Origin of the sequence: Gordonia asplenii, assembly GCF_012933505.1 — a bacterium.
Classification (GTDB): Bacteria; Actinomycetota; Actinomycetes; order Mycobacteriales; family Mycobacteriaceae; genus Gordonia; species Gordonia asplenii.
In genome coordinates, this window is the sequence record NZ_JABBNB010000034.1 from 1 (window position 1) to 21,437 (window position 21,437).

Here is a 21,437-nt window from a genome sequence, read left to right on the forward strand (position 1 = left end):
GGGTTGCGATGCGACCGACAACAACAGCACTCGGGGAGCAGAAAGTTGCGACGCGACCGACAACGACGACGGCACTCGCGGAGCAGAGGGTTGCGACGCGACCGACGTCGCCAGCATTCGGGAAACGGTGCACGCTCTCCATCCCCGAATCCCCTTCCCCCGTTGGGCCTTTCGCCTCACCGGCCCCCTCTACTTCGATACAACCGCTCGTTCCTCGCGGTCACTCAGCACGGCGGTTACACCGAAGCTCGTCCCTCACTTCGGCACTCGGGGAGCAGAGAAATCTTCATCTCGAAACCCGCTTCGACGGCCTTCGAGTCGACGAGCACCCGACACGCGTACGCGCCCATCTCCCCCGCGCCGCCGATCACGAGGATCCGCTTGGTGCGCACCGCGGCGCCCGTTTCTGTCTTGTCTTGTACTGCAACATTGTTCGTCATTGGCCGATCGTGGATCCCGACTCACTCCCGGCAACCGACTGCGGTGCCAACAATGCCCGCTCGGGGGAGTTATCGGTTCAGCGCTTGCGCAATCACCGCATCTACTCCCGTCGACGGCACCGCAGGCAGACTGTGGTGCGACGCCGCATCGATCAGCACGACGGTGAATCCCGGATGGGCACGTCGCAGCCGCTCGGCGACCCGCGGGGCGTCGTGCACTCGGCTCTGCGCCGCGAACGCTACCGTCACCGACATCGTCAACGCTCCGACCTCGACGTCGCTCGGGCGCGGCGGAATCGTCAAGCCGCGCACCGGAAAGAGCGTCGAGGCGGCTCGTGCCACCCGCAACCAGCCGGCGTCGACTGCTCCGACCTGCGCCGACTCCCAGTCGATCAGCCGGGTGATACGACGCCCCGTGGGTCTCACCAATACCGGCACCGCACGAAGCAGATAGCCGGCAGATGTCCCCGCGAAACATCCGTTGGGATCGAGCAGCACCAGCCCGGCTACGCGGTCGGGTCGTCGCAACGCATACGTCAGCGCAACCTGCGCACCGTACGAATGCCCCACCAAACTCACCGCTCGCTCGCCGACGACCGACAACACAGCGTCGTCGAGGCAGTCGACGAGTTCCGCGACCGACAGCCGGCGGTGTACGACGCTGTACCCGGCGTCGCCCGGCATGTCGACGGCGATGACACGACGGGTCTTCGACAGTGCGCCGACGTTGGCGAACCATACGGTCGACGACGCGCCTGCTCCGGCGAGCAGCACCACCGGCGGCGCGTCAGGCGGCCCGCAGACGTTCATCCGAATCCGCGCGTGCTCGGCGTCGAAGGTCGTCTCCTCGACGGCGACTGGCCAGCGCGCCAACAGAGCGTCGTACGCGACGTGGAACTCTTCGAGCATGCCGACATTTAACTCGATACATCGAGATAATGGAAGCGTCGAGTTATCTTGCTACAGTTCACCGATGCCGCCGCACGATTCCGAGTCAACCGTGCATCTGTTGCGCGAACTCGTCTTACACATGCACCTGATGGCCGCCGACTTCAGCGGGTCCAGCGGCCTGCACACCACCGACATCCGCGCGCTGATCCTCCTCCTCGATGATCAGCGCGGCGAAAGATCAAGCAGCCCAGGAACTCTCGGTTCACGGCTTGGGCTCAACACGGCGTCGACGACGGCATTGCTCGATCGCTTGGAAACTCGCGGCTTTGTGCGGCGCGAACGTCACCCGACTGATCGTCGCAGGGTCGTGGTGAGCGTCACCGATCATGCCGTCGCGGTCGGCCGAGACTTCTTCGGCCCGACCATCGACCGACTGACAACGATCCTCGACGGCTACCCGCGACGCGACGCCGATGCGGTGGCGCGCTTCGTCGGCGACGCTGTCGCCGCGGTACGCGAGCGGTGATGTCTACCGCCGGAACGGCTCCGCTTCTGCCATCTCGGCGACCTCGACCGGGTCGAGTGTCTCGGCCGACGCCGTGACCCAGTCTCGATGCCACGCGACGGGCGGATGCGTGAGCAGTTGACGATGCTCCAGCCATTCGAAGAGGTCGTGGTAGGTCATCGTCACCTGCGGGTCGACGCGGCGGAACAGCTTGCGCGGCGTCAGTTGGTCGAAGGAGTCGAGGCCCATCGAGGAGATGATCTGCAACGCAGAGTTCACCGTCTTGTCCTGGTACTGGTAGACGCGCTGGATCTTATCGGTGACCACCAGGGCGCGGGCCCGCGCCGGATCCTGCGTCGCAACGCCGACCGGACATGCGTTGGTGTGGCATTTCTGCGCTTGGATACACCCAACCGCGAACATCATCGCGCGGGCGGCCAAGGTGAAGTCGGCGCCCTGGCAGATGCGTTTGACGATGTCGATGCCGGTCGCGACCTTGCCGCTGGCGCCGATCTTGATCTGATCGCGCAGCCCGACGCCGACGAGTGCGTTGTGCACGAACATCAGCCCCTCGGTCAGCGGCATGCCGACGTGGTCTTCGAACTCCACCGGGCCGGCACCGGTACCGCCTTCCGAACCGTCGACGATGATGAAGTCGGGCGCGTTTCCGGTCGCGAGCATGCCTTTGCAGAGGGCGAGGAATTCGCGTTTGGAGCCGATGCAGATCTTGAAGCCGACCGGTTTGCCGCCGGAGAGTTCACGCAGCTCGGCGATGAATTCCATCAACTCGATCGGTGTGTGGAAGGCGTTGTGCGCCGGCGGCGACACCACCGTCGTGCCGATCGGAACACCGCGCGCGGCGGCCACCTCGGCGTTGACCTTAGCGCCTGGCAGCAGCCCGCCCAGCCCCGGTTTGGCACCCTGCGAGATCTTGATGTTGATGGCCTTGACCTGGTCCGTTTGCGCGCGTTCGGCGAATTTGTCCGGATCGAAATGACCGTCCTCGGTCCGGCAGCCGAAGTAGCCCGACGCCACCTCCATGATCAGATCGCCGCCGCGAACTCGGTGGTGCTTGCTGATCGACCCCTCACCGGTGTCGTGGGCGAAGCCGCCGAGGGCCGCACCACCGTTGAGCGCTTCGATCGCGTTGCCCGACATCGACCCGAAACTCATCGCCGAGACGTTGAGCAGGGCGATGTCGTAGGGCTTGGTGCAGTGCGGACCGCCCAGCCGCACCCGCGGTTGCGGGCCGTCGGGCTTGGGCTTCGCCCGCAACGAGTGTGCGACGAACTCGTACCCGACGGCGTTGACGTCGCGCTGGGTACCGAACGGCTCCTCGCCGTGATTGCCTTTGGCGCGGTCGTAGACGAGGTCACGCAGTTCCCGGTCGAACGGGCGCCCCTCGATATTCGATTCGACGAAGTACTGGCGTACCTCGGGCCGGATCTCTTCGAGGAGGAAGCGCATATGCCCGATGATCGGGTAGTTGCGGGTCACCGAGTGGTGCGTCTGAATGAGGTCGTAGACGCCGAGGCAGGCGATCGCGGCAATGATGGCCGCGATGACCCACCAGGCCCAAGCGCCGGTCAGCAAGCCGAGACCGGCGACGGCGAGAGCCACTACGAACACGGACAGAACGGCTAGCCACCTCATGCGGTCATCATGGCACCGTCGGCGAAACGGAGTGTTCTAAATCACAAATGCCGTTCTGCTGGCCCTATCGCAGCGAGCGCACCTGCTCGCCGACGCTCGGCGCCAACGCCACCAGCGACGCGCCGGCCAGCACGACGATCCCCACGACCAGCGCCACGGCGGTGACAACGGTCTGCAGTCCGACCAGTGCTGCCTTGAATACGTTCTCGAACATGTTGTCACTCCCTTGTGATCACTCGGTGGGTGAAGCACGTGATGCGCCTCACTTCGTGCGGCTCACAGGTAATCAGACAACGCAACTCATGTCAAGACATACGCACAATTAGCCATTCAGTTCAGGGAATCGACCCGCGGAAAGCCCAGGACCGGCAGTCCGCCGGCAGCCTTGTAGCGCTCGAACCCGTTGCCCGCCAACACATGTGCACCAGTCTTCTGACTGAACAGCATCATGCCCCGATCGAACATCTGGATCACTCCCGCACCGTCGGGCGTCAACGTCGGCAACCCGACCGCGTTGCCCAGCGGTCCAAGCACTCCCCCCAACTCCGTGTACCGGCCCGCGAAGATGCTCTGCGCCGAAGACAGCAACGTGTCGGCCAAGGAGCCGAGATCGACGCTGCCGAAGTCGCCGCCCATCGTCGACGATCCCACCTGCGGCTTGACGATCTTGGGTCGGGTGGTCTGCCCCTTGACCGTGAACCACGCCGACTTCAGCTGCAGCAAGGTGCGCGCTTCTTCGCCGGTGACCTCCTTGGTTCCGCCGCTGCCGACCGCGCGCACTTTCACCGCACGCCCGTCTTCGGCACCGAGGCCATTGGCCTCGATGACCTGCAGGCTCTGCAGCGCTCCGACGCCGAATGCCGAACCGATGCTGCCCGCACTCACCGTTGCGGTCCAATTATGGTCTGGCGCAACCGAATCACCGTCGTCGACGACGGCGGGAAAGTTGCCACCCGCGGTGAAGCCGCCCGTCGACGCCGAGAATTCGGTGAACGCCGGTTTGCCGCCGGACAGTCGTATCTGACCGGCGGTGGCGTCGGCGGCCGCATTGGTCCGCGGGTCCTCGCCTGCCACGGCGCCGTACACCTGGGAGTTCTGCGTGTCGTCGAGCTTCTTTCCCCCCGCGATGGCGGCGAGTGCGTAGGTCCGGGCCGCGATGGCCTGCGCTTTGAGCGCTTCCATGCCGCCCTGGTCGCCCCAGCCGGGCGAGCTCTCCTTCGGGATGACGCCCTTGACGTAGTCGTCGACGTTGAGTTTGTTGACCACTCGCCCACCGTCGAGCCCGAGTGCGCCACGGTAGGCGGTGTTGGAGCCGCACATGGTGAGGAGTTCGTTGGCGGGCCGACTCGCGGCCATGTTGACCGGTTCGACGAATTGCGCGGCCACGCTGCGCACTACCGCGCCGCCGCACCCGTTGGTGATGGTGGCCGTGGTCCCGGACAGGCTGACCGCCTGTCCGGGAGCGACCGCCTGGCCGCCTACTCGCATTCCGGCATCCGCACGAACATTGACCGAGCCCTGCTTGGTGAGAGTCACCGAGACCTCGGGATTGCTCGCCTTCCCCGCGGTGGTGCCGCCGTAGTAGTGACCCAGAATCTGGGCTGCCGACCAGCCACGCTTGGCGTAGCCGAACGCACCCCATTGCCCCATCCCCCGGCCGTGACCGTGACCATGCCCGATGAGCGTGATCTCCGACCCGGCCGAAAGTGACACCGGTCCTGATTCTGTCGGCGATCCCGCGATCATGATTCCGCCGATGACGAGCGCCGGTGCGAGCCCGAGAACGGCGAACGAGATCGTTCGCTTGTTTCGCGCTCTGATGCGCCGTGCCATGCAGCCCTCCACGATCGCGAGCCCTGTTACATATGAGACCCGTGTGACAAATGAGACTTCTGTGACTGTAGTGAAGCTACTGCAGAGACAACAAGCCGGGGAGGTCACAACCGGGTATCAGTCTGCGGCGACGGGCGCTGAGCAGTGCTCCGGCACGCGTGCGTCGCCCTCCTCAGCCGAGGAGCGTGAGTTCCAATCCGGTTGGGCGAGCGCAGCGAATCGAAAACAGCGACGACCGAGGAACGTCGCCAAACCCGTGGATTGAGCGAGCACAGCGAGTCACAAACAGCGACGCCCGAGGAACGTCGCCAAACCCGTTGATTGAGCGAGCGTAGCGAGTCGAAATCACAGTGACACGACGGATTTCGGTCGGTCCGACACGGACGTCCGCCATACCCGATGTCGTCACGGGGTTTCGACTCGGCTTCGCCTCGCTCAACCTGGATCCACCGACGACGGGCCCTATCTGCTGGATGAGCCGCGAGGAGCGCTAGCGCGCCGTACTGAGCGAGGCGCTCGGACCGGCTCAACCAGCAGAGGGACGCTTCGGCGGGTGAAACCAGGCTCAACCAGCGGTCAGGTGCGGTTCGCGCCTCCTCGGTACCGCGCTACGACTACACGGAGGCAAGCGACGCGGCCTGCTCGACGACCCCCAGCGTCTCGGCGTTCCACGCCGATCCCCGGCGGATCACGCACACATGATCGAGGCCCAACTCGGCGAAATACTCTGTCCGGGCGAGGAATTCAGCCGACGACTCACCGGGGCCGAGGGCCGTGGTGACGGTCTTCGTGATGTCCCCGTAGGGTCGCCCGACGTCGGCGCAGTGCTGCGCAAGCACTGCCAGTTTGCGCCGTATCGTCGCTCCGCCGTCGGGGATGTCGAACAGGTTGCACGCGTCGCCGTACCGCGCGGCGAGACGCAGCGTTTTCTGCTCGCCGGTACCGCCGATGAGGATCGGTGGGTGCGGCCGCCGCACTGCCTGCGGGCTGTTGATCGGTCGCCCGAGGCGATGACGCGCCCCGTCGAACGGCGAGTCGTCGCCCGACCACATCTGCAATGCCAGTCGGAGCAGATCCTCCAACTCCTCGAATCGTTGCGCGGTCGGCGGCAACGGCAGCCCCATCGCATCGGCCTCCGCCTGTTGATAGCCGGCCCCGACGCCGAGCCACGCGCGGCCGCCGGACAGGACGTCGAGTGTCGTCACCGCTTTGACGGTGAGTGCCGGCGGGCGGAACGTCGCCGCGGTGACCATCGTGCCCAACCTGACTCGTTCGGTTCGGGCGGCGAGGAATCCGAGAGCGGTGTAGGCCTCCAGCATCGGGTCGTCGAAGGTGGCCGTCGGGTCGGCCTGAAGGAGGTGGTCGGCGACCCAGAGCGTGTCGATGTCGGAGTCGTCGACGATGCGCGCGATTGCAGCGAGTTGTGTTCGCAGACCGTCGAATTGAGGTGCCGCGCGGTAGTCGGTGATGCTGATGCTGATCTTCATGACGTCTCCTCCGAATGGCCGTGCGTCGGTGAGCAACCACGGTTGCACGCTCACCGGCACACGACATCGGCTCATCGTGGAGATCGGACTACGTCAGATGTTGAGGTCCCGCAGCACGAGTGTCTCGTGGCGGGGCACTAGAACCACCGCGCCAAGACCCGCGCCACACCGTCGTCGTCGTTCGACGACGACACCTCATCGGCCGCGGCCAGCGCGGATTGGTGACCATGCCCCATTGCGACGCCGTGCGTCGCCCAGCGCAGCATCTCGACGTCGTTGGGCATGTCACCGAACGCGATGACCGCATCCGTCGGTAATCCCTTGAGCTGCGCCAACTTTCGCAGTCCGGTCGCCTTATGCGTTGCGGGGACCGACAATTCGACGAGCCCGTTGTCGGTCGAGAAGGTCACCTCGGCAAGGTCCCCGACCGCGGGGCGCAACCGCGCCGCAATCTCCGCGCTGGGCAAATCTGGTTGCCGCACAAGAAGTTTCACCGACGGTTCGGAATACACGTCGTGATCGTCGACGACGATGTGGTCAGGATTGAGCCACGCGTGCCGATACCCGGCGGATGCGACGAAGGGCGGCGTCGCCGCGTCATGCGCCGACGCCCCGACCCGTTCGGCGGCGAGCCCGGCATCGGGGATCAGTTCGACGGCCATCGCCCCGAGTTTCGCGAGTGCCTCCGGTTGCAGCGTCGCGGCACTGAGCACTCGGTCGGATTCGACGTCGTAGATGATCGCGCCGTTGGCGCACACGGCGTATCGGATGATCGGGATGCTGCCGGGCGGGGTGTCGGCAAACTGGTCGGTCACCTCGGCGATCCACCGCGGCGGGCGCCCGGTGGCGAGCACCACCTCGGCGCCGGCGTCGCGGGCACGGCGCAGAACGTCGTGCGTGTACTCGCTGACGCGGTTGGAATCGTCGATCAATGTCCCGTCGACGTCGGAGGCGATCAGCGTCGGCGGACCGAACGTCGAATCGGTGGTAACCGAACTCACCGGGACTTCCCTTCGCGTTTCGCCGCGCGTGCGGCAGCCTTCTGCGCCGCTTCGGCGTCTTCGATCACTTTCGCGGCCTCCGGCGTCGGCGCACCGCCACCGAGCCGGGCCGGAACCCAGAACTCCCCCGCCGGATGCTGCCCGTAGTCGTCTTGCACTTCGTGCAACAGCGCCGTCATCGTCGCTCGGAGCGCGGCGGTCGCCGCCTCCGGATCGTCGTCGCGGCTGACATGCAGTGGCACACCGTACCGGACGATGATCGGCAGGCGAGCGCGGCCCATGTTGCGGTGTCCGCCCTTCGTCCACTGCCGCTGAGCACCCCAGATGATCGTCGGGATGATCGGCACATCGGCTTCGACGGCCATCCGGACCGCTCCGGATTTGAACTCTTTGAGCTCGAAGCTACGACTGATCGTCGCCTCCGGATACACCGCGACCAGCTCGCCGTGGCGCAACGAGTCGACGGCCCGCTCGTACGCTTCGTGCCCGGCCGAGCGATCCACCGGTACCGTGCCGGTGTGGTTGACCAGGAACCGCATGATCGGGTTGTCCATCACCTCGGACTTGATCATGAACCGGGTCCGACGCCCGGCGCGGTAGATGCCCAGCGCCATCGGCAGGAAGTCGAAGTACCCGGTGTGGTTGATCGCGAGTACCGCGCCGCCCGACGCCGGGATGTTCTCCAGCCCCCGGTAAGTGCGTCGGACACCCTGCACAGCGGCGATCGAGTGCGCCACACCTTCCAGGATCCGATACACCGGTTCCATGACGACTAGGCCTCGCCCGTGGCCTCGCGCTCGGCGCGCTTGGCCGCCTTCTCGGCTTGTTCGGCGGCGTCCATCGCGTTGGCCTCGTCGAGCGTCGGCGCGCCACCGCCCAGCCGCGCCGGAACCCAATACGCACCGGCCGGGTACGGACCGTACAACTGAACGTAATCGTCTTGCAGCTCATGGAGTTTCGCGCTCATGACGTCGTGCAGCTTCGCGGTGATCTGCTCGGGGGTGCCGATCGGTTCGATGGGGTCGGCGACGCCGATCATCACCTTGTAGCCGTGCCGTCCGAGATTCTTCGGGTGTCCCTTGGTCCAGATCCGCTGCGCGCCCCAGATGACCGTCGGGATGATCGGTGCGCCGGACTCGATGGCCATCCGGGCCGCGCCGGATTTGAATTCCTTGATCTCGAAGCTACGACTGATCGTCGCCTCCGGGTACACCCCGACGAGTTCGCCGCGCTTGAGGTAGTCGACGGCGGCCTTGTAACTCTGCGCACCTGCGCCGCGGTCGACGGGAATGTGTCGAAGCGACCGCATGATGGGACCGGAGATGCCGTTGTCGAAGACTTCCTTCTTCGCCATGAACCGGACCTTGCGCTTGCCCTGCAGAAAGGCGGGGATTCCGGCCAGGGTGAAGTCCAGGTAGCCGGTGTGGTTGATCGCGATCACGCCGGGCCCGTCCTTGGGCACGTTCTCGACTCCCGAGATCTTGAACTTGAGGCCCTGCGCCAGCCAGAGCAAACGGGCAGTGCTGATGACCGTGTCATAGACGGGTTCCATGGGGAGAGCTTAGCCGGGGCGCGCGACCGCACTGGTTATCGGCCGAGGTGAGGGCACTCGTCGTAAACTCAGCCCGAGGAGGCCGCCGTGACTGCTGAGAGATCGAGCACCTCGGTCAACTACCGTGTCGGCGCGTTCGAGAGCGCCGAGATCGGCGGTTGGCAGTCCGAGGTCTCGCGGTTGCACGGGGCCTTCACCATCTCCACACCGTTCGAGAGCGCGTATCGCGGCACGCTCGACTGGCAGGCGACCGCACGCCATCGGCTGGTCCGATGGCGCGGCCAACCCGAACGACTCGTTCGCGATCGCGCGGAGATCCGGCGCGACGAACGTGACAATTACGAGCTGGTGGCCCCGACGTCGGGATGCTTGGTCGTCGAACAGGCCGGCCGGAGGATTTCACTGCTGCCCGGCGACATGGTGATCGTGCCTCTCGATCGGCCGATCGTGTGCGAGCACGTCGGCGCCAGCGCAGCGATCGGATTGCTCACACCGTCGTCGAGCGTCGCGGGCCACCTTGCCCGGCAAGCGGATTCACTCGCCGTCGACGGCCGCACCGGCCTCGGCAATGTCGCCTTGTCGATGCTCAAATCTATTACCGAACAACGTGATTCACTTTCCGCGCGAGGATTCGAGCTCGCCTGCGAGCGCGTCATCGACATGTGCGCGGTCGCCGCTGCCGAGTCGATGACGCCCGGCGGCCACCGAGACGTCACCGCGCAGGCGGTGCGGCGCTTCGTCCACGACCACGCCGTCGACCCCGACCTTTCCGCGGCAGCCGTGGCAGCCGCGGTCGGGTGGTCGTTGCGCCACGTTCAGGCCGCCCTGCGCGACGACGGCACCAGCGTCAGCGACCTCATCCGCGCACGGCGGCTGGAACTCGCACAGGAGAAACTGACCGATCCACGCCTCGCCGGCACGTCACTCGCGGCCATCGCCGCGGCCTGCGGGTTCACCTCCCATTCGGTGTTCTGCCGTGCCGTACGCGAGCGCTACGGAGCGTCGCCCACCGATCTGCGACGATCCATGCGCGCCTGAAACGGCGCGCAATCGATCAAGAACCGTGCGCGCCACGACAAATCGCTCAGCCGTCGGCGAGGCACTGTCGGTACATGGAAATCGCAATCACCGTCGACGAACTTCTACTCTGGGACGGCACCCCGATGCCGTCCGGCTATACCCCGCACAGCGTCATGGATTCACTGCTCGGAGCTCTGTCCGAGCACGACGTCGCGGGTGCCTACGGCTTCGCCCACACCGCGCCGATCGAGGACGACCCGGCCAACCGCGACATCTTGGATCGGTGGGTCGACGCCGGCCACCATCTCGGCAATCACACGCACTGCCACGCGTGCCTGAATTGGGTGACCGGGCAGCAGTATGTCGACGACATCAAACGGTCCGAGGAGTACGTCGGCGGCTACGTCGAGAAGGCGCCGACGAAGTACTTCCGGTACGCGATGGACATGTCCGGGGAGTCGGAGTGCAAACGCGGCGTGGTCGAAGATCACCTGCGGGCCGAAGGCTACGTCAATGCGCCGATCACCGCGTGGTTCGGCGATTTCGCGTGGATCGCGCCCTATTGTCGAGCGCTGAAATCCGGCGACCGCGATGCTGCACGGATGCTGCGCGAGTCGTACATCGGTGCGGCGGTGGGGCAGCTGGTCGCCGCACACGAGACCGAGCGGCGCCTCTACCGATCCGACGTGCCGTTGATCTGGCTGATCCACGGCACGGCCATCGCCCAGGACTGCGTCGGGGAGATCCTCGGGCGTTTCGCAGAGCTGGGTGCCGAGTTCGTCAGTCTCGAGCAGGCGATGGCCAGCCCGGTGAATCGCGTGATGTCGCCGGTCTCACCGCTGTTTCGCAATCACCTGCAGCGCCTCGCCGCCGCGGTGGGCGACGAGATCCCGGCGACGGCCACTCCCGAACAGATGGCGCAGATTCTGACCGCCGCACTCCCCGACGGCGACGACCCGTTCGGCGTGTATGACGACCTGATTCATCGGATGGCCGCCCGGGCGGGCGGCACGATCGAGCACTGGTCGTGGGCGTGATCGGCCGCGAAGTCGTCCTCGAACGCCGTCCCGCGCGTCGCGGCGATTTCGATTGTTTCGACGTCGTCGAGCGTCGGGTGCCCGATCCGCTGCCCGGGCAGGTGGTCATCGCGTCGACGGCGCTCAGCGTCGACCCGTCGATGATTCCACGGCTGACCGCCGACACCTATGCCCCGAAGTTCACGCTGGGCCGAGTCATCGAGTCACGGGCCGTCGGCCGAGTGGTCTCGTCGGCCGATGATCGATGGGCGCACGGCGATTGGGTCGTGCACTCCGGTGGGTGGCGTGAGTTCGCCGTCGTCGACGCCGCGACCGTCACCCGCATCGAACCGACCCCCGACGTTCCCGCCGAGACCTGGCTCGGAGTACTCGGCGCGCCCGGTCTGACGGCCTTCGTCGGACTCGATGTCGCACGGTTCACGCCCGACGACGTCGTGTGGGTGTCCGGGGCCGCGGGTGCGGTCGGCTCGGTTGCCGTCCAACTGGCAAAGGCGCGGGGCGCACGCATCGTCGTCGGGTCGGCGGGCGGTCGCGAGAAGTGCCGCTATCTCACCGAGGTTCTCGGCGTCGACGTCGCGCTGGACTATCGCTCCGACGATCTCGCCGCGGCCATCCTCGATGTGACGGGCGGCATCGACCTCTATTTCGACAATGTCGGAGGCAGTCATCTTCAGGCGGCGCTGGCAACACTCAACGTCGGCGGCCGGATCGCGGCCTGTGGGATGGTCGAAGGCTACGGCACCGCCGGTCTGCCCGCGCCGCACAATCTCACCGAGATCATCACCAAACGGCTGACCATGTCCGGCTTGCTGGTCACCGACCACCTCGACAAACGTCCGGCCTTCCTCGCCGAGGCCGTGGACCTGGTGGCATCGGGGCGCCTGACGTCGTCGATCACGAAGTACGACGGCCTGGACAGCGCGGCGAACGCCATGTCCGCACTGCTCGGCGACGCCGCAAAGCTCGGCAAAGCGGTGATCGATCTAACCTGACGATTCGACAACTCCCCGACGCCAGGCCGTACCCTGGTAGGCGGTTCATCGTCGCTTCAAGCAGCCAGCCCGGGCGTCGTCGACGATGCGTGCGTACACAGGAAGGCCGAGACTTGCAGATCACCAGCGTCGGACACGCGGGGTTCCACATCCAGACCGCGGCGGGGTCGATCCTCTGCGACCCCTGGGTGAACCCCACCTACTTCGCCTCCTGGGTCCCGTTCCCCGACAACTCCGAACTCGACTGGGACACGCTCGGTGACTGCGACTATCTCTACGTCTCGCACCTGCACCGCGACCACTTCGACGCCAAGAACCTCGCCGCGCACGTCAACAAGGACGCGACGGTCCTCCTCCCCGACTATCCGGTCCCGGATCTCAAACGAGAACTGGAGAAACTGGGCTTCACGAAGTTCGTCGAGACCGAGGACTCGGTGAAAACCACCGTCACCAATGACAAGGGCTCGCTCGACGTCATGATCATCGCGCTGCGGGCGCCGGCCGACGGTCCCATCGGAGACAGCGGACTGATCGTCTCCGACGGCGAGACCGTCTGTTTCAACATGAACGACGCCCGCCCGATCGACCTCGACGTCATCGACGAGTCCTTCGGCCACGTCGACATCCATCTGCTGCAGTACTCCGGGGCCATCTGGTACCCGATGGTCTACGACATCCCCAAGCGTTCCAAGGCCAACTTCGCCGCGCAGAAGCGGCAGCGCGGCATGGACCGGGCACGCTCCTACATCGAGCAGGTCGGCGCGACGTGGGTGGTCCCGTCGGCCGGTCCGCCGATGTTCCTCGACCCGGAGTTGTTCTCGCTCAACGACATTCCCGACGCCGACGGCAAGCCCGACGAGACGTCGATCTTCCCCGACCAGGAGACCTTCCTGGACCAGATGAAGATCCACGGCACCGACGACGGCGTCAAACATCGTGGCCTGATGATGATTTCGGGGTCCACCGCCGATCTCACCGGTTCGACGCTCAACGAGCTGTCGCACCCGTTCCCTCCGGACGAGATCTGGAAAGACAAGCGCGCCTACCTGACTCGGATGGCGGAGAAGTTCGCGCCGGTCATCGCCGCCGACAAGGCCACCTGGGCGCCCGCCGACGGCGAGCCGCTGTTGGAGCCGCTGCGCGCCAAGTTCGAACCGATCATGAAGCAGTCCGACCTGATCTGCGACGGCATCGGCTACCCCGTCGGACTGGTGATGGGCGACGAGACCGTCGTCCTCGACTTCCCGAATCGTGTTGTGCGCGAACCGAAGGAGGGCGACGGCAAGTACCGCTACGGCTTCCGCATCCCACCCGAGCTGGTTCGCACCGTGCTGCGCGACGACGAGCCGGACTGGGTCAACACGATCTTCCTCTCGACGCGTTTCACCACCTGGCGCATCGGTGGCTACAACGAATTCCTGTACACATTCTTCAAATGTCTGACCGACGAGCGGATCGCGTACGCCGACGGCTGGTTCTCCGAGGCGCACGACGACTCCGCGTCGATCGAGAAGGACGGCTGGGAGCTTCAGCGTCGGTGCCCGCACCTGAAGGCGGACCTGTCGAAGTTCGGCGTCATCGAAGGCGAGAAGCTGACCTGCAATCTGCACGGCTGGCAGTGGGATCTGCCGACCGGCCGCTGCCTGACGTCGAAGGGTCACGAACTGCGCGCCGAGAAGCTCCGATCGTGAGCCACGTCGTCGAATGACCTCCACCCGCTCGTACGCCGGTCTGTCGATGGCCGAGCGGAAAGCCCAACGGCGACAACGGTTTCTCGACGCCGGGCTGGAGGTCTTCGGCACCGTCGGCTACGCGAAGGCCTCGATCTCGGCGTTGTGCGCGCAGGCGGGCTTGTCACGACGGCAGTTCTACGAGGAATTCGCCTCGCGCGAGGACCTGCTGATCGAGGTCTACGACGCCGTGCAAGGTGGGGCACGAACCGCCGTCGTCGAGGCGATCTCCGTCGTCGAGCCACCCGAACTGCGCGCACTCGCCACCGCGGCGATGACCGCCTACGTCGACGCCGTGGGGAGCGATCCGCGCCGCACCCGCGTCGGGTTCATAGAGGTGGGTGGAGTCAGCGACCGCGTCGAGCAGCATCGCATCGACGGACGGCTCGCGTGGACCGAGTTCTTCCGAACCACCCTGGCAGCGGTGGTTCCCGATTCCAGCCCGGCTGACTTCGACTACGCCGCAACGGCTTTCATCGGCGCGCTGACCGCCGTCGTGCATCGGTGGGGCACCAGTTCGCCGCGGCCGGACCGCGCCGACGTCGTCGCGCTCCTGAGCAGCATGCTGCTCAACCTCGCCGAGGGTCACTGAGGCGCAGCGGCGCTCGCCGAGCCGTGTCACCGAGGCATCACCCCTCGCTCCCCGAGTGCCGAAGCAAGCCCGCACCTACGCAACCCCCTCGCCCCCGACTGCCGAAGCGAGCCCGCTCCTACGCCACCCCCTCGCCCCCGACTGCCGAAGCGAGCCCGCTCCTACGCCACCCCCTCGCTCCCCGAGTGCCGAAGCGAGGAACGAGCTTCGGTGTAGCGAGGGGTAGGCGAGACGACGAACCCAACCCAGCCCGACGCTAAGAACATCCTGCGGGCGCAGCCTTCCTCCATCCGAGGTGACGCCGATTGTGGTCGTGACCACATCATGCTAGCGTCGTCGCCAATGCTGAGACTAACCAGTCTCACTTTTGGGCAAGGGGAAGACAAGATGGTTCGACGCCGGACAGTCCGGATAGTTGTTGCACTCTTCGTTACGCTGGTGATGGCGATCGGACTGCCCGCGGTCGCTTCGGCAGCGCCGAGCAGCCAGACCGGTCCGCAGCCGAAAGTCGCACCGGCACTTCCCTTTCCGGTTCCACCGGCCATCCCGGAATTCGATCGCAGCTTTTACCTTCCCGCCAAGGCGAAGTACCGGGATCTCAAGCCGGGACAGTTGATCGCCGCCCGTCGGGTCAACCTCGCGACGTTGTCGGTGCTGCCGCTCAACGTCGACTCGTGGCAGGTGTCCTATCGATCGACGAATACGCGCGGCGAGGCGATCCCCGCGGTCGCCACGGTCATCAAGCCGCGGGGCAAGGCCAAGCGAGGGCCGAGCCGGCTGCTCAGCTACCAGGTCGCCGAAGATTCGACCGCGCAGTACTGCGCGCCGACGTACCAGTTGCAGCTCGCCTCGATTCCCGGAAATCTCACCGGCTCAGCCGATTCCACCTACGAGGGCTTGCTGATCAACTCGGCGGTCGCCGCCGGGTGGACCGTCGTGATTCCCGACCATGAAGGACCGGATTCGGCATTCGCCGCCGGACCGCTGCATGGCCGCATCACGCTCGACGGCATTCGCGCCGCCAGGAACTTCCGGCCGCTCGGCCTCAGCGACGACGTCCGCATCGGCATGACCGGCTACTCGGGTGGCGCGATTGCGACGGGTCACGCCGCTGAGTTGAAGGCGTCCTACGCACCGGAATTGAACATCGTCGGTGCGGCCTACGGCGGCGTGCCCGCGGACATCGGCGCACTCGTCGACCTCGCGAACAACAACGCGGCGTCGGGACTGATCTTGGCCGGCGTCATCGGCGTGAGCCGCGAATACCCCGAGCTGGCAGCGTTTCTGAACAAGCACATGAATACGCTCGGTCACGCGCTGCTGGCCGGCAAGAATCCGCTCTGCCTGACCTATCAGGCGGCGTTGGCGCCGTTCCTCAACATCAAGGGCCTGATCGACCTGCCGGGCGACCCGATGAAATATCCGACGCCACGAAAAGTACTGGGACAGTTGAAGATGGGCAAGGTCACGCCCGAATTCCCGATCTCCATCATGCAGTCCAATCCCGACTGGATCGCGCCGGTCGGGCCGGTCAACACGCTCGTCAAGACCTACTGCAGGACGCCCGGCGCACGCGTCGCCTACACCCGCGATCACTTCAGCGAGCACATCACCCTTGCCGCGGCAAGCTTCCCGGCCGCCATGGTGTGGCTCGACGATCGCTTCAACGGTAAGCCGGTTGCCAAGGGCTGCAGCACATTCGACGCCGGGTCGATCACCCTGAACCAGAAGAACTGGCCGGCCTATGCAAACCTCGTCGGCGACAATCTGGCCGCGATCGTCGGGATGCAGATCGGAAATCCGGGGCGGCGGTAGGGGCGCGGCCCCTACTCCCCCGACAGATCCGCAGACAGGTCGCGCACCTGCGCGTTGTCGGGCTCCTCGACCTCCTCGACCGGCTCCGGGCGGTCGTCGTATTCCAACCGCAGCGCCCGGCTCATCGTCGCATGCATGTCGTAAAGCGCTGTCACATAAGTTAATTCGAGGATCTCTTCGTCCGGGAGATGGGCCTTGAGGACATCGAAGACCGCGTCCGGGACGCGCCCGCCGTCGTAGACCAATGCGTCGGTGTAGGCGAGGACGGCTCGTTCCAGTTCGCTGAACTCGTCGCTGATCTGCCAGTGCGGGAGCGCCTCGATCTTCGCTTCCGGCATGCCGAGCGAACGCATCTGCTTGCGGTGTTGCGAGTAGACGAATTGACTGCCACGGGTGTAGCCGGCACGCGCCTGACCCAGCTCACGCAGCAGCGGATCGAGTTTGACGCCGCGGTACACCTTGAATCCCGCGACGGCATGCCGAAAGACGTTCGGCGATCCCGCGAATACGGTCCACCAGTTACCCGGCGTCCCGTGTACGGTGCCGTGGTCGACGGCGGGGTCGCGGTCGGGACCGAAGAGCCGGTCGTAGAAGAACAGGATGCGCTCGTCGGTGACTTCGGCGCGGGGGATCTCACGCAGGCGTGGCATCGTCGACGATCCTCTCAGCTGCTCACCGGCACTTTGCGATCCGCGGCCGTCCGCGGCTCGTGCACGACGTCGGCTTCGGTGAATGTCTTCGTCCAGCAGGCGAATTCGAGCAATTCGCCGTCGGGCCCGGTGAAGTAGAACGACCGTACGAAGGTGCCTTCGTGCGGCTCACGGGACACCCCGTACTTGCTGTCGTCGTGGTTGAGGATGTGACTGACCTTGACGCCCTCGGCCTTGAAGCGAGCGTAGTACTCGTCGAACTTCTCCGGCGGGACGGAGAATGCGACGTGATTCATCGAGCCGGTGGCACTGTTGAGCTCTCCTTCGTCGGGCAGTCCGGCCGGGGCGGATACGCCCGGCACGCCGTCGGGCGCGGTGGCCAGCCAGAAGAAGGCGATGCAGTTGCCGCCGCCGCAGTCGAAGAAGAAATGCTGCCCCATGTCGCCGGGCAGTTCGATCGTCTTGATCAGCGGCATGCCGAGCACGCCGGAGTAGAAGTCGATGGTGCGCTGCATGTCCGCACAGACGAGCGCGAGGTGGTTGATTCCTTGTAGTTGATACTTCTCGTTTGCACTCATGGCCAGTCCTTCCGAGTGAAACACCCGCGTCGTCGGGTACCAATAGATGACTTGACAGTCATGTCATGTAGTGGGGATAGTTTGTCCGTGCCCGAGAGCTCTGTCAATACCGCACCCGCGGCCGGTCCATCGACACTCACGGCCCGGGGCCGCAAGACTCGCGACTCGGTGCTCGCCGCCGCGCGCACGGTCTTCGAGGACGTCGGCTTTCTCGACGCCAGGGTCGAGCTCATCGCTCAGGCGGCCGGCGTCTCCTATGGCACGTTCTATCGCTATTTCGAGTCGAAGGAAGATGTCTTCTTCGAGCTCAGCAATCAGCTGTTCACCGAAATGCACAGCGGCGAGCCAAGTTTCAGTGCCACGCCACGGGAGAGGCTCATCGCCGCCAATCACGCGTACTACGAGGCGTATCACCGCAATGCAGCATTGATGGCGATCGTCGAGCAGGTCGCCACCTTCAACGCCGAGTTCCGCGCGCTTCGTCACGAGCATCGCGAACAACTCACCGCGCGTACCGCGCATGCCATCGGACGCTGGCAGCGCGACGGTCTGGCCAGCCCCGACATCGACCCGATTCTCGCCGCGCGAACCATGTCGGCGATGGTCGATCACACCTTGTACCTGTGGCTGGTTCAAGGCGAGGAAGCCGACAAGGAGGCTCTGCTGACCACACTCGACCAGATGTGCGTCGGCGCGCTCGGCCTGCGTTGACGAGTGCGTCCGTCCAGCCCAACTGAAATTCGAAAGGACACCACCGCGTGAGCGCCCTCGACCCCACCACCGACCTCATCGAACTCACCAACCGCATGCGCGCCTTCATCGACGACGACGTGATACCGGCCGAGCCGACCCTGATCGCCGAAGAGCATTCCGGCGGAACAACTTTGGACGATCTTCGACGCCGGGCGAAAGACCTCGGCCTGTGGGCGCTCGGGCATCCCGCCGAACTCGGCGGCGGGGGCCTCGGATTCCTCGACTTCGTCTATCTCAACGAGATCATCGGGCGGTCGGAGTTCGGGCAACTCGCGGTCGGGTCGGCGTCGATGCAGGACACGCTGATGTTCTACAAGCACGGGACGCGAGAACAACAGCGACGTTGGATCCCGCCGATGGTCGCCGGTGACATCTTCCCGTCGGTCGGCCTGACCGAACCCGAAGTGGCGGGCTCCGATCCGACGTTGATCGCCACTCGCGCCGAGCAGGCCGGCGCGGACTGGATCATCAACGGACACAAGTGGTTTACCACCGGCGCGGCCCAAGCGGCCTACTGCTCGGTCTTCGCCCGGACCGAATCCGATGACGCACCACGACATTCCCGCGTCACCGCATTCATCGTTCCCACCGACACACCGGGATTCGAGATCGTCCGGTCCATCCCGACGATGGGTCACGATCCGAGCGATCACTACGAGATCCGACTCACCGATGTCCGAGTCCCGGCGTCGAACATCCTCGGCGAACGCGGCAAGGGGTTCATCGTCGCGCAGGACCGGCTCGGTGCTGGGCGAATCTTCCACGGCATGCGCTGGCTGGGACAGGCGCAGCGCGCGTTCGAACTGATGTGCGAACGCGCTAACACACGATTCGCACACGGGTCGCTGCTTGCCGAGAAGGGCGAAATCCATCGCTACATCGCCGAGTCCGCCGCGGAGATCCACGCCGCACGGCTGATGACGCTCGACGCCGCCCGGCAGATCGATTCCGGCGAGGACTTCCGGGTCCACGTCGGGCTGGTGAAATTCTGGTCCGCGCGGATGCTGCACAACGTCGTCGACCGGGCGATTCAAGTGCACGGCGCACTCGGACTCACCGCTGACACGCCACTCGAGCGGATGTACCGACAGGCCCGCTACGCGCGCGTCTACGACGGCCCCGACGAGGTCCATCGGATGTCCGTAGCGCGGCGCATACTGAAGGATCCGACGGCGGTGCCGTGGCAGTGACCGGGGAAAGCGCCTCTGCGTCAACTGATCTCGACCGCGGCGTGCAGGATGTGCTGGCGTCGGCGGGCATTCGGGTCACCGTCACCGGCACGCGACGACTGACAGCGGGCGCGAGCCGGGAAACCTACCTCATCGACCTGCTCGACGCCGACGGTACCGTCGGTCGTGCGGTGTTGCGGCGCGATCCGCCAGGCCGCGGGGACCCGGCGCGCATGCATGCCGAGGCGGTCTGCTTGCGCGCTGTATCGGAATCCGGTGTCCGGGTGCCGCGGGTGTGGTGTTCCGGCGACGACTCCCCCGGCATCGACGCGCCCTTCCTCATCGTCGAGCACGTCAGCGGAGAAACGTTGCCGCGCAAGCTACAACACGGTCCCGCGCTGGCAGCGGTACGGCCGAATCTGGCCGCAGAGTTCGGCCGCATATTGGCCAGAGTGCATCGAACTCCGTTGGCGGGCATGGAGATTCTCGACGACACTCCGGCGCTGGAGGCACTCGAATCGACGTTCCGAAACCTGGGCCTGCCCAATCCCACCGTCGAACTGGGCTTGCGTTGGCTGCGTGCGACCCCGGTGCCCGCCCGGCCGATGACGTTGGTACACGGCGACTTCCGCGTCGGGAACCTGATCGTCGACGCCGACGGAGTGCAGGCCGTTCTCGACTGGGAACTGTCGCATCTGGGCAATCCGGTCGAGGACCTGGGTTGGCTGTGCGTACCAGCGTGGCGGTTCGGTGGCGGGCAACCGGTCGGCGGACTCGGAACTCGCGAAACGTTGCTCGACGGCTATGAATCCGAAGCCGGCTGGCGACCATCGGATGACGAGCTGCGCTGGTGGGAGATCTTCGGAACGCTGAAGTGGTTGGTACTGAGCATCTTTCAATCCCAACGCCATCTCTCGGGTGAGGAACACTCACTGGAACTCGCCGCCATCGGGCGCCGGGTCTGCGAGTTCGAGTACGACCTGCTGGAATCGCTGGGGATGCTGGTCGACGTGCCGCTGCCGGAATCCGAGTCCGACTCGGCCGCGAGCGAATCCCCCTACCGGGGGCCGACATTGACCGAGATCCTCGCCCTCGTATCGGAGGCGATCACCGACGCCCGACCGCTTCTCGACGGCGACCTACAACAGCAGTACCAGTTGCGCATCGCGGCGAATCTGTTACGAATCGCCGAACGTGAGGTGCTGGCGGGCTCTACGGCGGCAACAGCGTTGACCGATGCGTTGCACAGCGTCGGATGCGAGTCGGAACATCAACTGGCCCAACGGGTTCAATCGGGCGAACTCGATTGGTCGGCAGCTGGCACACAGCGGGCGGTGTCGTCGACGGTGCTGCTGCGGCTGCGGGTCAGCAACCCGGGCCGGATCCGCTATCGCACGACGTCATAGAAGTGGAGTACCGGCGGCGTAGACGATGTGTCCAGGGCGTCGGTCATGTCCAGGGTGCCATCACCCATCGCAGTCAACAGTCGATTCGCGGTCGCCGGCAGGTCCTCGGTGTCGAGCTCGTAGAGACTGAGATATCTGTGCGCCGGTAGAGCGTCGGCATCGACTACCTGCACCGCCGCCAGCCGGTACCGGCGAGCTCCGACAACGCCGGCTATCCGCTCCAGTACCTGGGGGATGTGTGTCTGGTCGTACCAGCGGTTGAACTCTGCTTCCTGTTCCACATCGGCCGGGTTGACGTACCCGGCGAGAAGTGCCTTGGCCATGAAGTCTCCT

At 65.6% G+C, this 21,437-nt stretch carries 22 protein-coding genes; 10 read left to right on the plus strand and 12 right to left on the minus strand.

Annotation, left to right across the window (positions count from 1 at the left end; all coding sequences use genetic code 11):
- Positions 1-236: 236 nt before the first annotated feature.
- Complete coding sequence (locus tag HH308_RS24180; protein WP_170196829.1) at positions 237-440, minus strand: hypothetical protein; 204 nt, start codon at positions 438-440, stop codon at positions 237-239.
- A 69-nt stretch (positions 441-509) separates the two neighbouring features.
- The gene (locus HH308_RS24185; RefSeq protein WP_170196830.1) at positions 510-1,349 is read right to left on the minus strand and encodes an alpha/beta fold hydrolase; all 840 of its coding nucleotides are present in this window, start codon (positions 1,347-1,349) and stop codon (positions 510-512) included.
- A gap of 64 nt (positions 1,350-1,413) precedes the next feature.
- Between HH308_RS24185 and HH308_RS24190 the strand changes: the two genes are divergently transcribed.
- Complete coding sequence (locus HH308_RS24190; protein ID WP_170196831.1) at positions 1,414-1,857, plus strand: MarR family winged helix-turn-helix transcriptional regulator; 444 nt, start codon at positions 1,414-1,416, stop codon at positions 1,855-1,857.
- A 3-nt stretch (positions 1,858-1,860) separates the two neighbouring features.
- Here HH308_RS24190 and HH308_RS24195 read toward each other — a convergent pair whose 3' ends face one another.
- The 7 genes from HH308_RS24195 to HH308_RS24225 all read right to left on the minus strand — a co-directional run bounded on the left by HH308_RS24195 (position 1,861) and on the right by HH308_RS24225 (position 9,362).
- Positions 1,861-3,489, minus strand: a complete 1,629-nt coding sequence (locus HH308_RS24195; RefSeq protein ID WP_170196832.1) for an FMN-binding glutamate synthase family protein — start codon at positions 3,487-3,489, stop codon at positions 1,861-1,863.
- A gap of 64 nt (positions 3,490-3,553) precedes the next feature.
- Positions 3,554-3,703 carry a hypothetical protein gene (locus tag HH308_RS24200; protein ID WP_170196833.1) on the minus strand — a complete coding sequence of 50 codons (150 nt, stop codon included), beginning with the start codon at positions 3,701-3,703 and terminating at the stop codon, positions 3,554-3,556.
- Between the two features lie 116 nt (positions 3,704-3,819).
- Positions 3,820-5,322, minus strand: coding sequence for a SpoIID/LytB domain-containing protein (locus HH308_RS24205; protein ID WP_211188800.1), 1,503 nt, complete (start codon positions 5,320-5,322; stop codon positions 3,820-3,822).
- A gap of 614 nt (positions 5,323-5,936) precedes the next feature.
- Entirely contained in the window at positions 5,937-6,809 is an 873-nt protein-coding gene (locus tag HH308_RS24210) for a TIGR03560 family F420-dependent LLM class oxidoreductase (protein ID WP_170196834.1), read from the minus strand.
- Between the two features lie 137 nt (positions 6,810-6,946).
- On the minus strand, positions 6,947-7,810 hold the full coding sequence (locus HH308_RS24215) for an HAD family hydrolase (RefSeq protein ID WP_170196835.1): 864 nt from the start codon (positions 7,808-7,810) through the stop codon (positions 6,947-6,949).
- A complete protein-coding gene (locus HH308_RS24220) occupies positions 7,807-8,577 on the minus strand; it encodes a lysophospholipid acyltransferase family protein (RefSeq protein ID WP_170196836.1) in 771 nt (256 codons plus the stop codon). The genes HH308_RS24215 and HH308_RS24220 overlap by 4 nt, the downstream gene beginning before the upstream one ends.
- Before the next feature lie 5 nt (positions 8,578-8,582).
- On the minus strand, positions 8,583-9,362 hold the full coding sequence (locus HH308_RS24225) for a lysophospholipid acyltransferase family protein (protein ID WP_170196837.1): 780 nt from the start codon (positions 9,360-9,362) through the stop codon (positions 8,583-8,585).
- 87 nt (positions 9,363-9,449) lie between these two features.
- Between HH308_RS24225 and HH308_RS30555 the strand changes: the two genes are divergently transcribed.
- From HH308_RS30555 to HH308_RS24255, 6 genes are all read left to right on the plus strand, one after another.
- The gene (locus tag HH308_RS30555) at positions 9,450-10,400 is read left to right on the plus strand and encodes an AraC family transcriptional regulator (protein ID WP_170196838.1); all 951 of its coding nucleotides are present in this window, start codon (positions 9,450-9,452) and stop codon (positions 10,398-10,400) included.
- 74 nt (positions 10,401-10,474) lie between these two features.
- Positions 10,475-11,419, plus strand: coding sequence for a polysaccharide deacetylase family protein (locus HH308_RS24235; protein WP_170196839.1), 945 nt, complete (start codon positions 10,475-10,477; stop codon positions 11,417-11,419).
- Positions 11,410-12,411 carry an NADP-dependent oxidoreductase gene (locus tag HH308_RS24240; protein WP_211188801.1) on the plus strand — a complete coding sequence of 334 codons (1,002 nt, stop codon included), beginning with the start codon at positions 11,410-11,412 and terminating at the stop codon, positions 12,409-12,411. Before HH308_RS24235 ends, HH308_RS24240 begins: the two co-directional genes overlap by 10 nt.
- A 113-nt stretch (positions 12,412-12,524) precedes the next feature.
- Positions 12,525-14,102, plus strand: a complete 1,578-nt coding sequence (locus HH308_RS24245) for a Rieske 2Fe-2S domain-containing protein (protein WP_170196840.1) — start codon at positions 12,525-12,527, stop codon at positions 14,100-14,102.
- Between the two features lie 13 nt (positions 14,103-14,115).
- Positions 14,116-14,733, plus strand: coding sequence for a TetR/AcrR family transcriptional regulator (locus HH308_RS24250; protein WP_170196841.1), 618 nt, complete (start codon positions 14,116-14,118; stop codon positions 14,731-14,733).
- A gap of 441 nt (positions 14,734-15,174) precedes the next feature.
- The gene (locus HH308_RS24255) at positions 15,175-16,548 is read left to right on the plus strand and encodes a lipase family protein (protein ID WP_246284812.1); all 1,374 of its coding nucleotides are present in this window, start codon (positions 15,175-15,177) and stop codon (positions 16,546-16,548) included.
- A gap of 11 nt (positions 16,549-16,559) precedes the next feature.
- Here the strand turns inward: HH308_RS24255 and HH308_RS24260 are convergent, their stop codons facing one another.
- Positions 16,560-17,198 (minus strand): carboxymuconolactone decarboxylase family protein, encoded by a 639-nt coding sequence (locus HH308_RS24260; RefSeq protein WP_170196842.1) that lies wholly within the window; start codon positions 17,196-17,198, stop codon positions 16,560-16,562.
- Between the two features lie 14 nt (positions 17,199-17,212).
- Positions 17,213-17,776: a VOC family protein gene (locus tag HH308_RS24265; protein WP_170196843.1), complete on the minus strand. Its 564-nt coding sequence runs from the start codon at positions 17,774-17,776 to the stop codon at positions 17,213-17,215.
- A gap of 87 nt (positions 17,777-17,863) precedes the next feature.
- Here HH308_RS24265 and HH308_RS24270 point away from each other — a divergent pair, with 87 nt between their 5' ends.
- The 3 genes from HH308_RS24270 to HH308_RS24280 are packed head-to-tail and all read left to right on the plus strand — an operon-like array spanning position 17,864 to position 21,104.
- Positions 17,864-18,487 (plus strand): TetR/AcrR family transcriptional regulator, encoded by a 624-nt coding sequence (locus tag HH308_RS24270; RefSeq protein WP_170196844.1) that lies wholly within the window; start codon positions 17,864-17,866, stop codon positions 18,485-18,487.
- Positions 18,488-18,534: 47 nt separating this feature from the next.
- Positions 18,535-19,719 carry an acyl-CoA dehydrogenase family protein gene (locus HH308_RS24275; protein ID WP_312870835.1) on the plus strand — a complete coding sequence of 395 codons (1,185 nt, stop codon included), beginning with the start codon at positions 18,535-18,537 and terminating at the stop codon, positions 19,717-19,719.
- Positions 19,710-21,104 carry a phosphotransferase family protein gene (locus HH308_RS24280; protein WP_312870836.1) on the plus strand — a complete coding sequence of 465 codons (1,395 nt, stop codon included), beginning with the start codon at positions 19,710-19,712 and terminating at the stop codon, positions 21,102-21,104. Before HH308_RS24275 ends, HH308_RS24280 begins: the two co-directional genes overlap by 10 nt.
- Here HH308_RS24280 and HH308_RS24285 read toward each other — a convergent pair.
- A complete protein-coding gene (locus HH308_RS24285; RefSeq protein ID WP_170196845.1) occupies positions 21,086-21,427 on the minus strand; it encodes a DUF4286 family protein in 342 nt (113 codons plus the stop codon). The genes HH308_RS24280 and HH308_RS24285 overlap by 19 nt on opposite strands.
- Positions 21,428-21,437 lie beyond the last annotated feature (10 nt).

Bases quoted from the DNA above. Each gene is read 5' to 3' on its own strand.
- HH308_RS24180 (WP_170196829.1), bottom strand. From the start codon at position 440: ATGACGAACAATGTTGCAGTACAAGACAAGACAGAAACGGGCGCCGCG.
- HH308_RS24185 (WP_170196830.1), bottom strand. From the start codon at position 1,349: ATGCTCGAAGAGTTCCACGTCGCGTACGACGCTCTGTTGGCGCGCTGG.
- HH308_RS24190 (WP_170196831.1), top strand. From the start codon at position 1,414: ATGCCGCCGCACGATTCCGAGTCAACCGTGCATCTGTTGCGCGAACTC.
- HH308_RS24195 (WP_170196832.1), bottom strand. From the start codon at position 3,489: ATGAGGTGGCTAGCCGTTCTGTCCGTGTTCGTAGTGGCTCTCGCCGTC.
- HH308_RS24200 (WP_170196833.1), bottom strand. From the start codon at position 3,703: ATGTTCGAGAACGTATTCAAGGCAGCACTGGTCGGACTGCAGACCGTT.
- HH308_RS24205 (WP_211188800.1), bottom strand. From the start codon at position 5,322: ATGGCACGGCGCATCAGAGCGCGAAACAAGCGAACGATCTCGTTCGCC.
- HH308_RS24210 (WP_170196834.1), bottom strand. From the start codon at position 6,809: ATGAAGATCAGCATCAGCATCACCGACTACCGCGCGGCACCTCAATTC.
- HH308_RS24220 (WP_170196836.1), bottom strand. From the start codon at position 8,577: ATGGAACCGGTGTATCGGATCCTGGAAGGTGTGGCGCACTCGATCGCC.
- HH308_RS24225 (WP_170196837.1), bottom strand. From the start codon at position 9,362: ATGGAACCCGTCTATGACACGGTCATCAGCACTGCCCGTTTGCTCTGG.
- HH308_RS24235 (WP_170196839.1), top strand. From the start codon at position 10,475: ATGGAAATCGCAATCACCGTCGACGAACTTCTACTCTGGGACGGCACC.
- HH308_RS24250 (WP_170196841.1), top strand. From the start codon at position 14,116: ATGACCTCCACCCGCTCGTACGCCGGTCTGTCGATGGCCGAGCGGAAA.
- HH308_RS24255 (WP_246284812.1), top strand. From the start codon at position 15,175: ATGGCGATCGGACTGCCCGCGGTCGCTTCGGCAGCGCCGAGCAGCCAG.
- HH308_RS24260 (WP_170196842.1), bottom strand. From the start codon at position 17,198: ATGCCACGCCTGCGTGAGATCCCCCGCGCCGAAGTCACCGACGAGCGC.
- HH308_RS24265 (WP_170196843.1), bottom strand. From the start codon at position 17,776: ATGAGTGCAAACGAGAAGTATCAACTACAAGGAATCAACCACCTCGCG.
- HH308_RS24285 (WP_170196845.1), bottom strand. From the start codon at position 21,427: ATGGCCAAGGCACTTCTCGCCGGGTACGTCAACCCGGCCGATGTGGAA.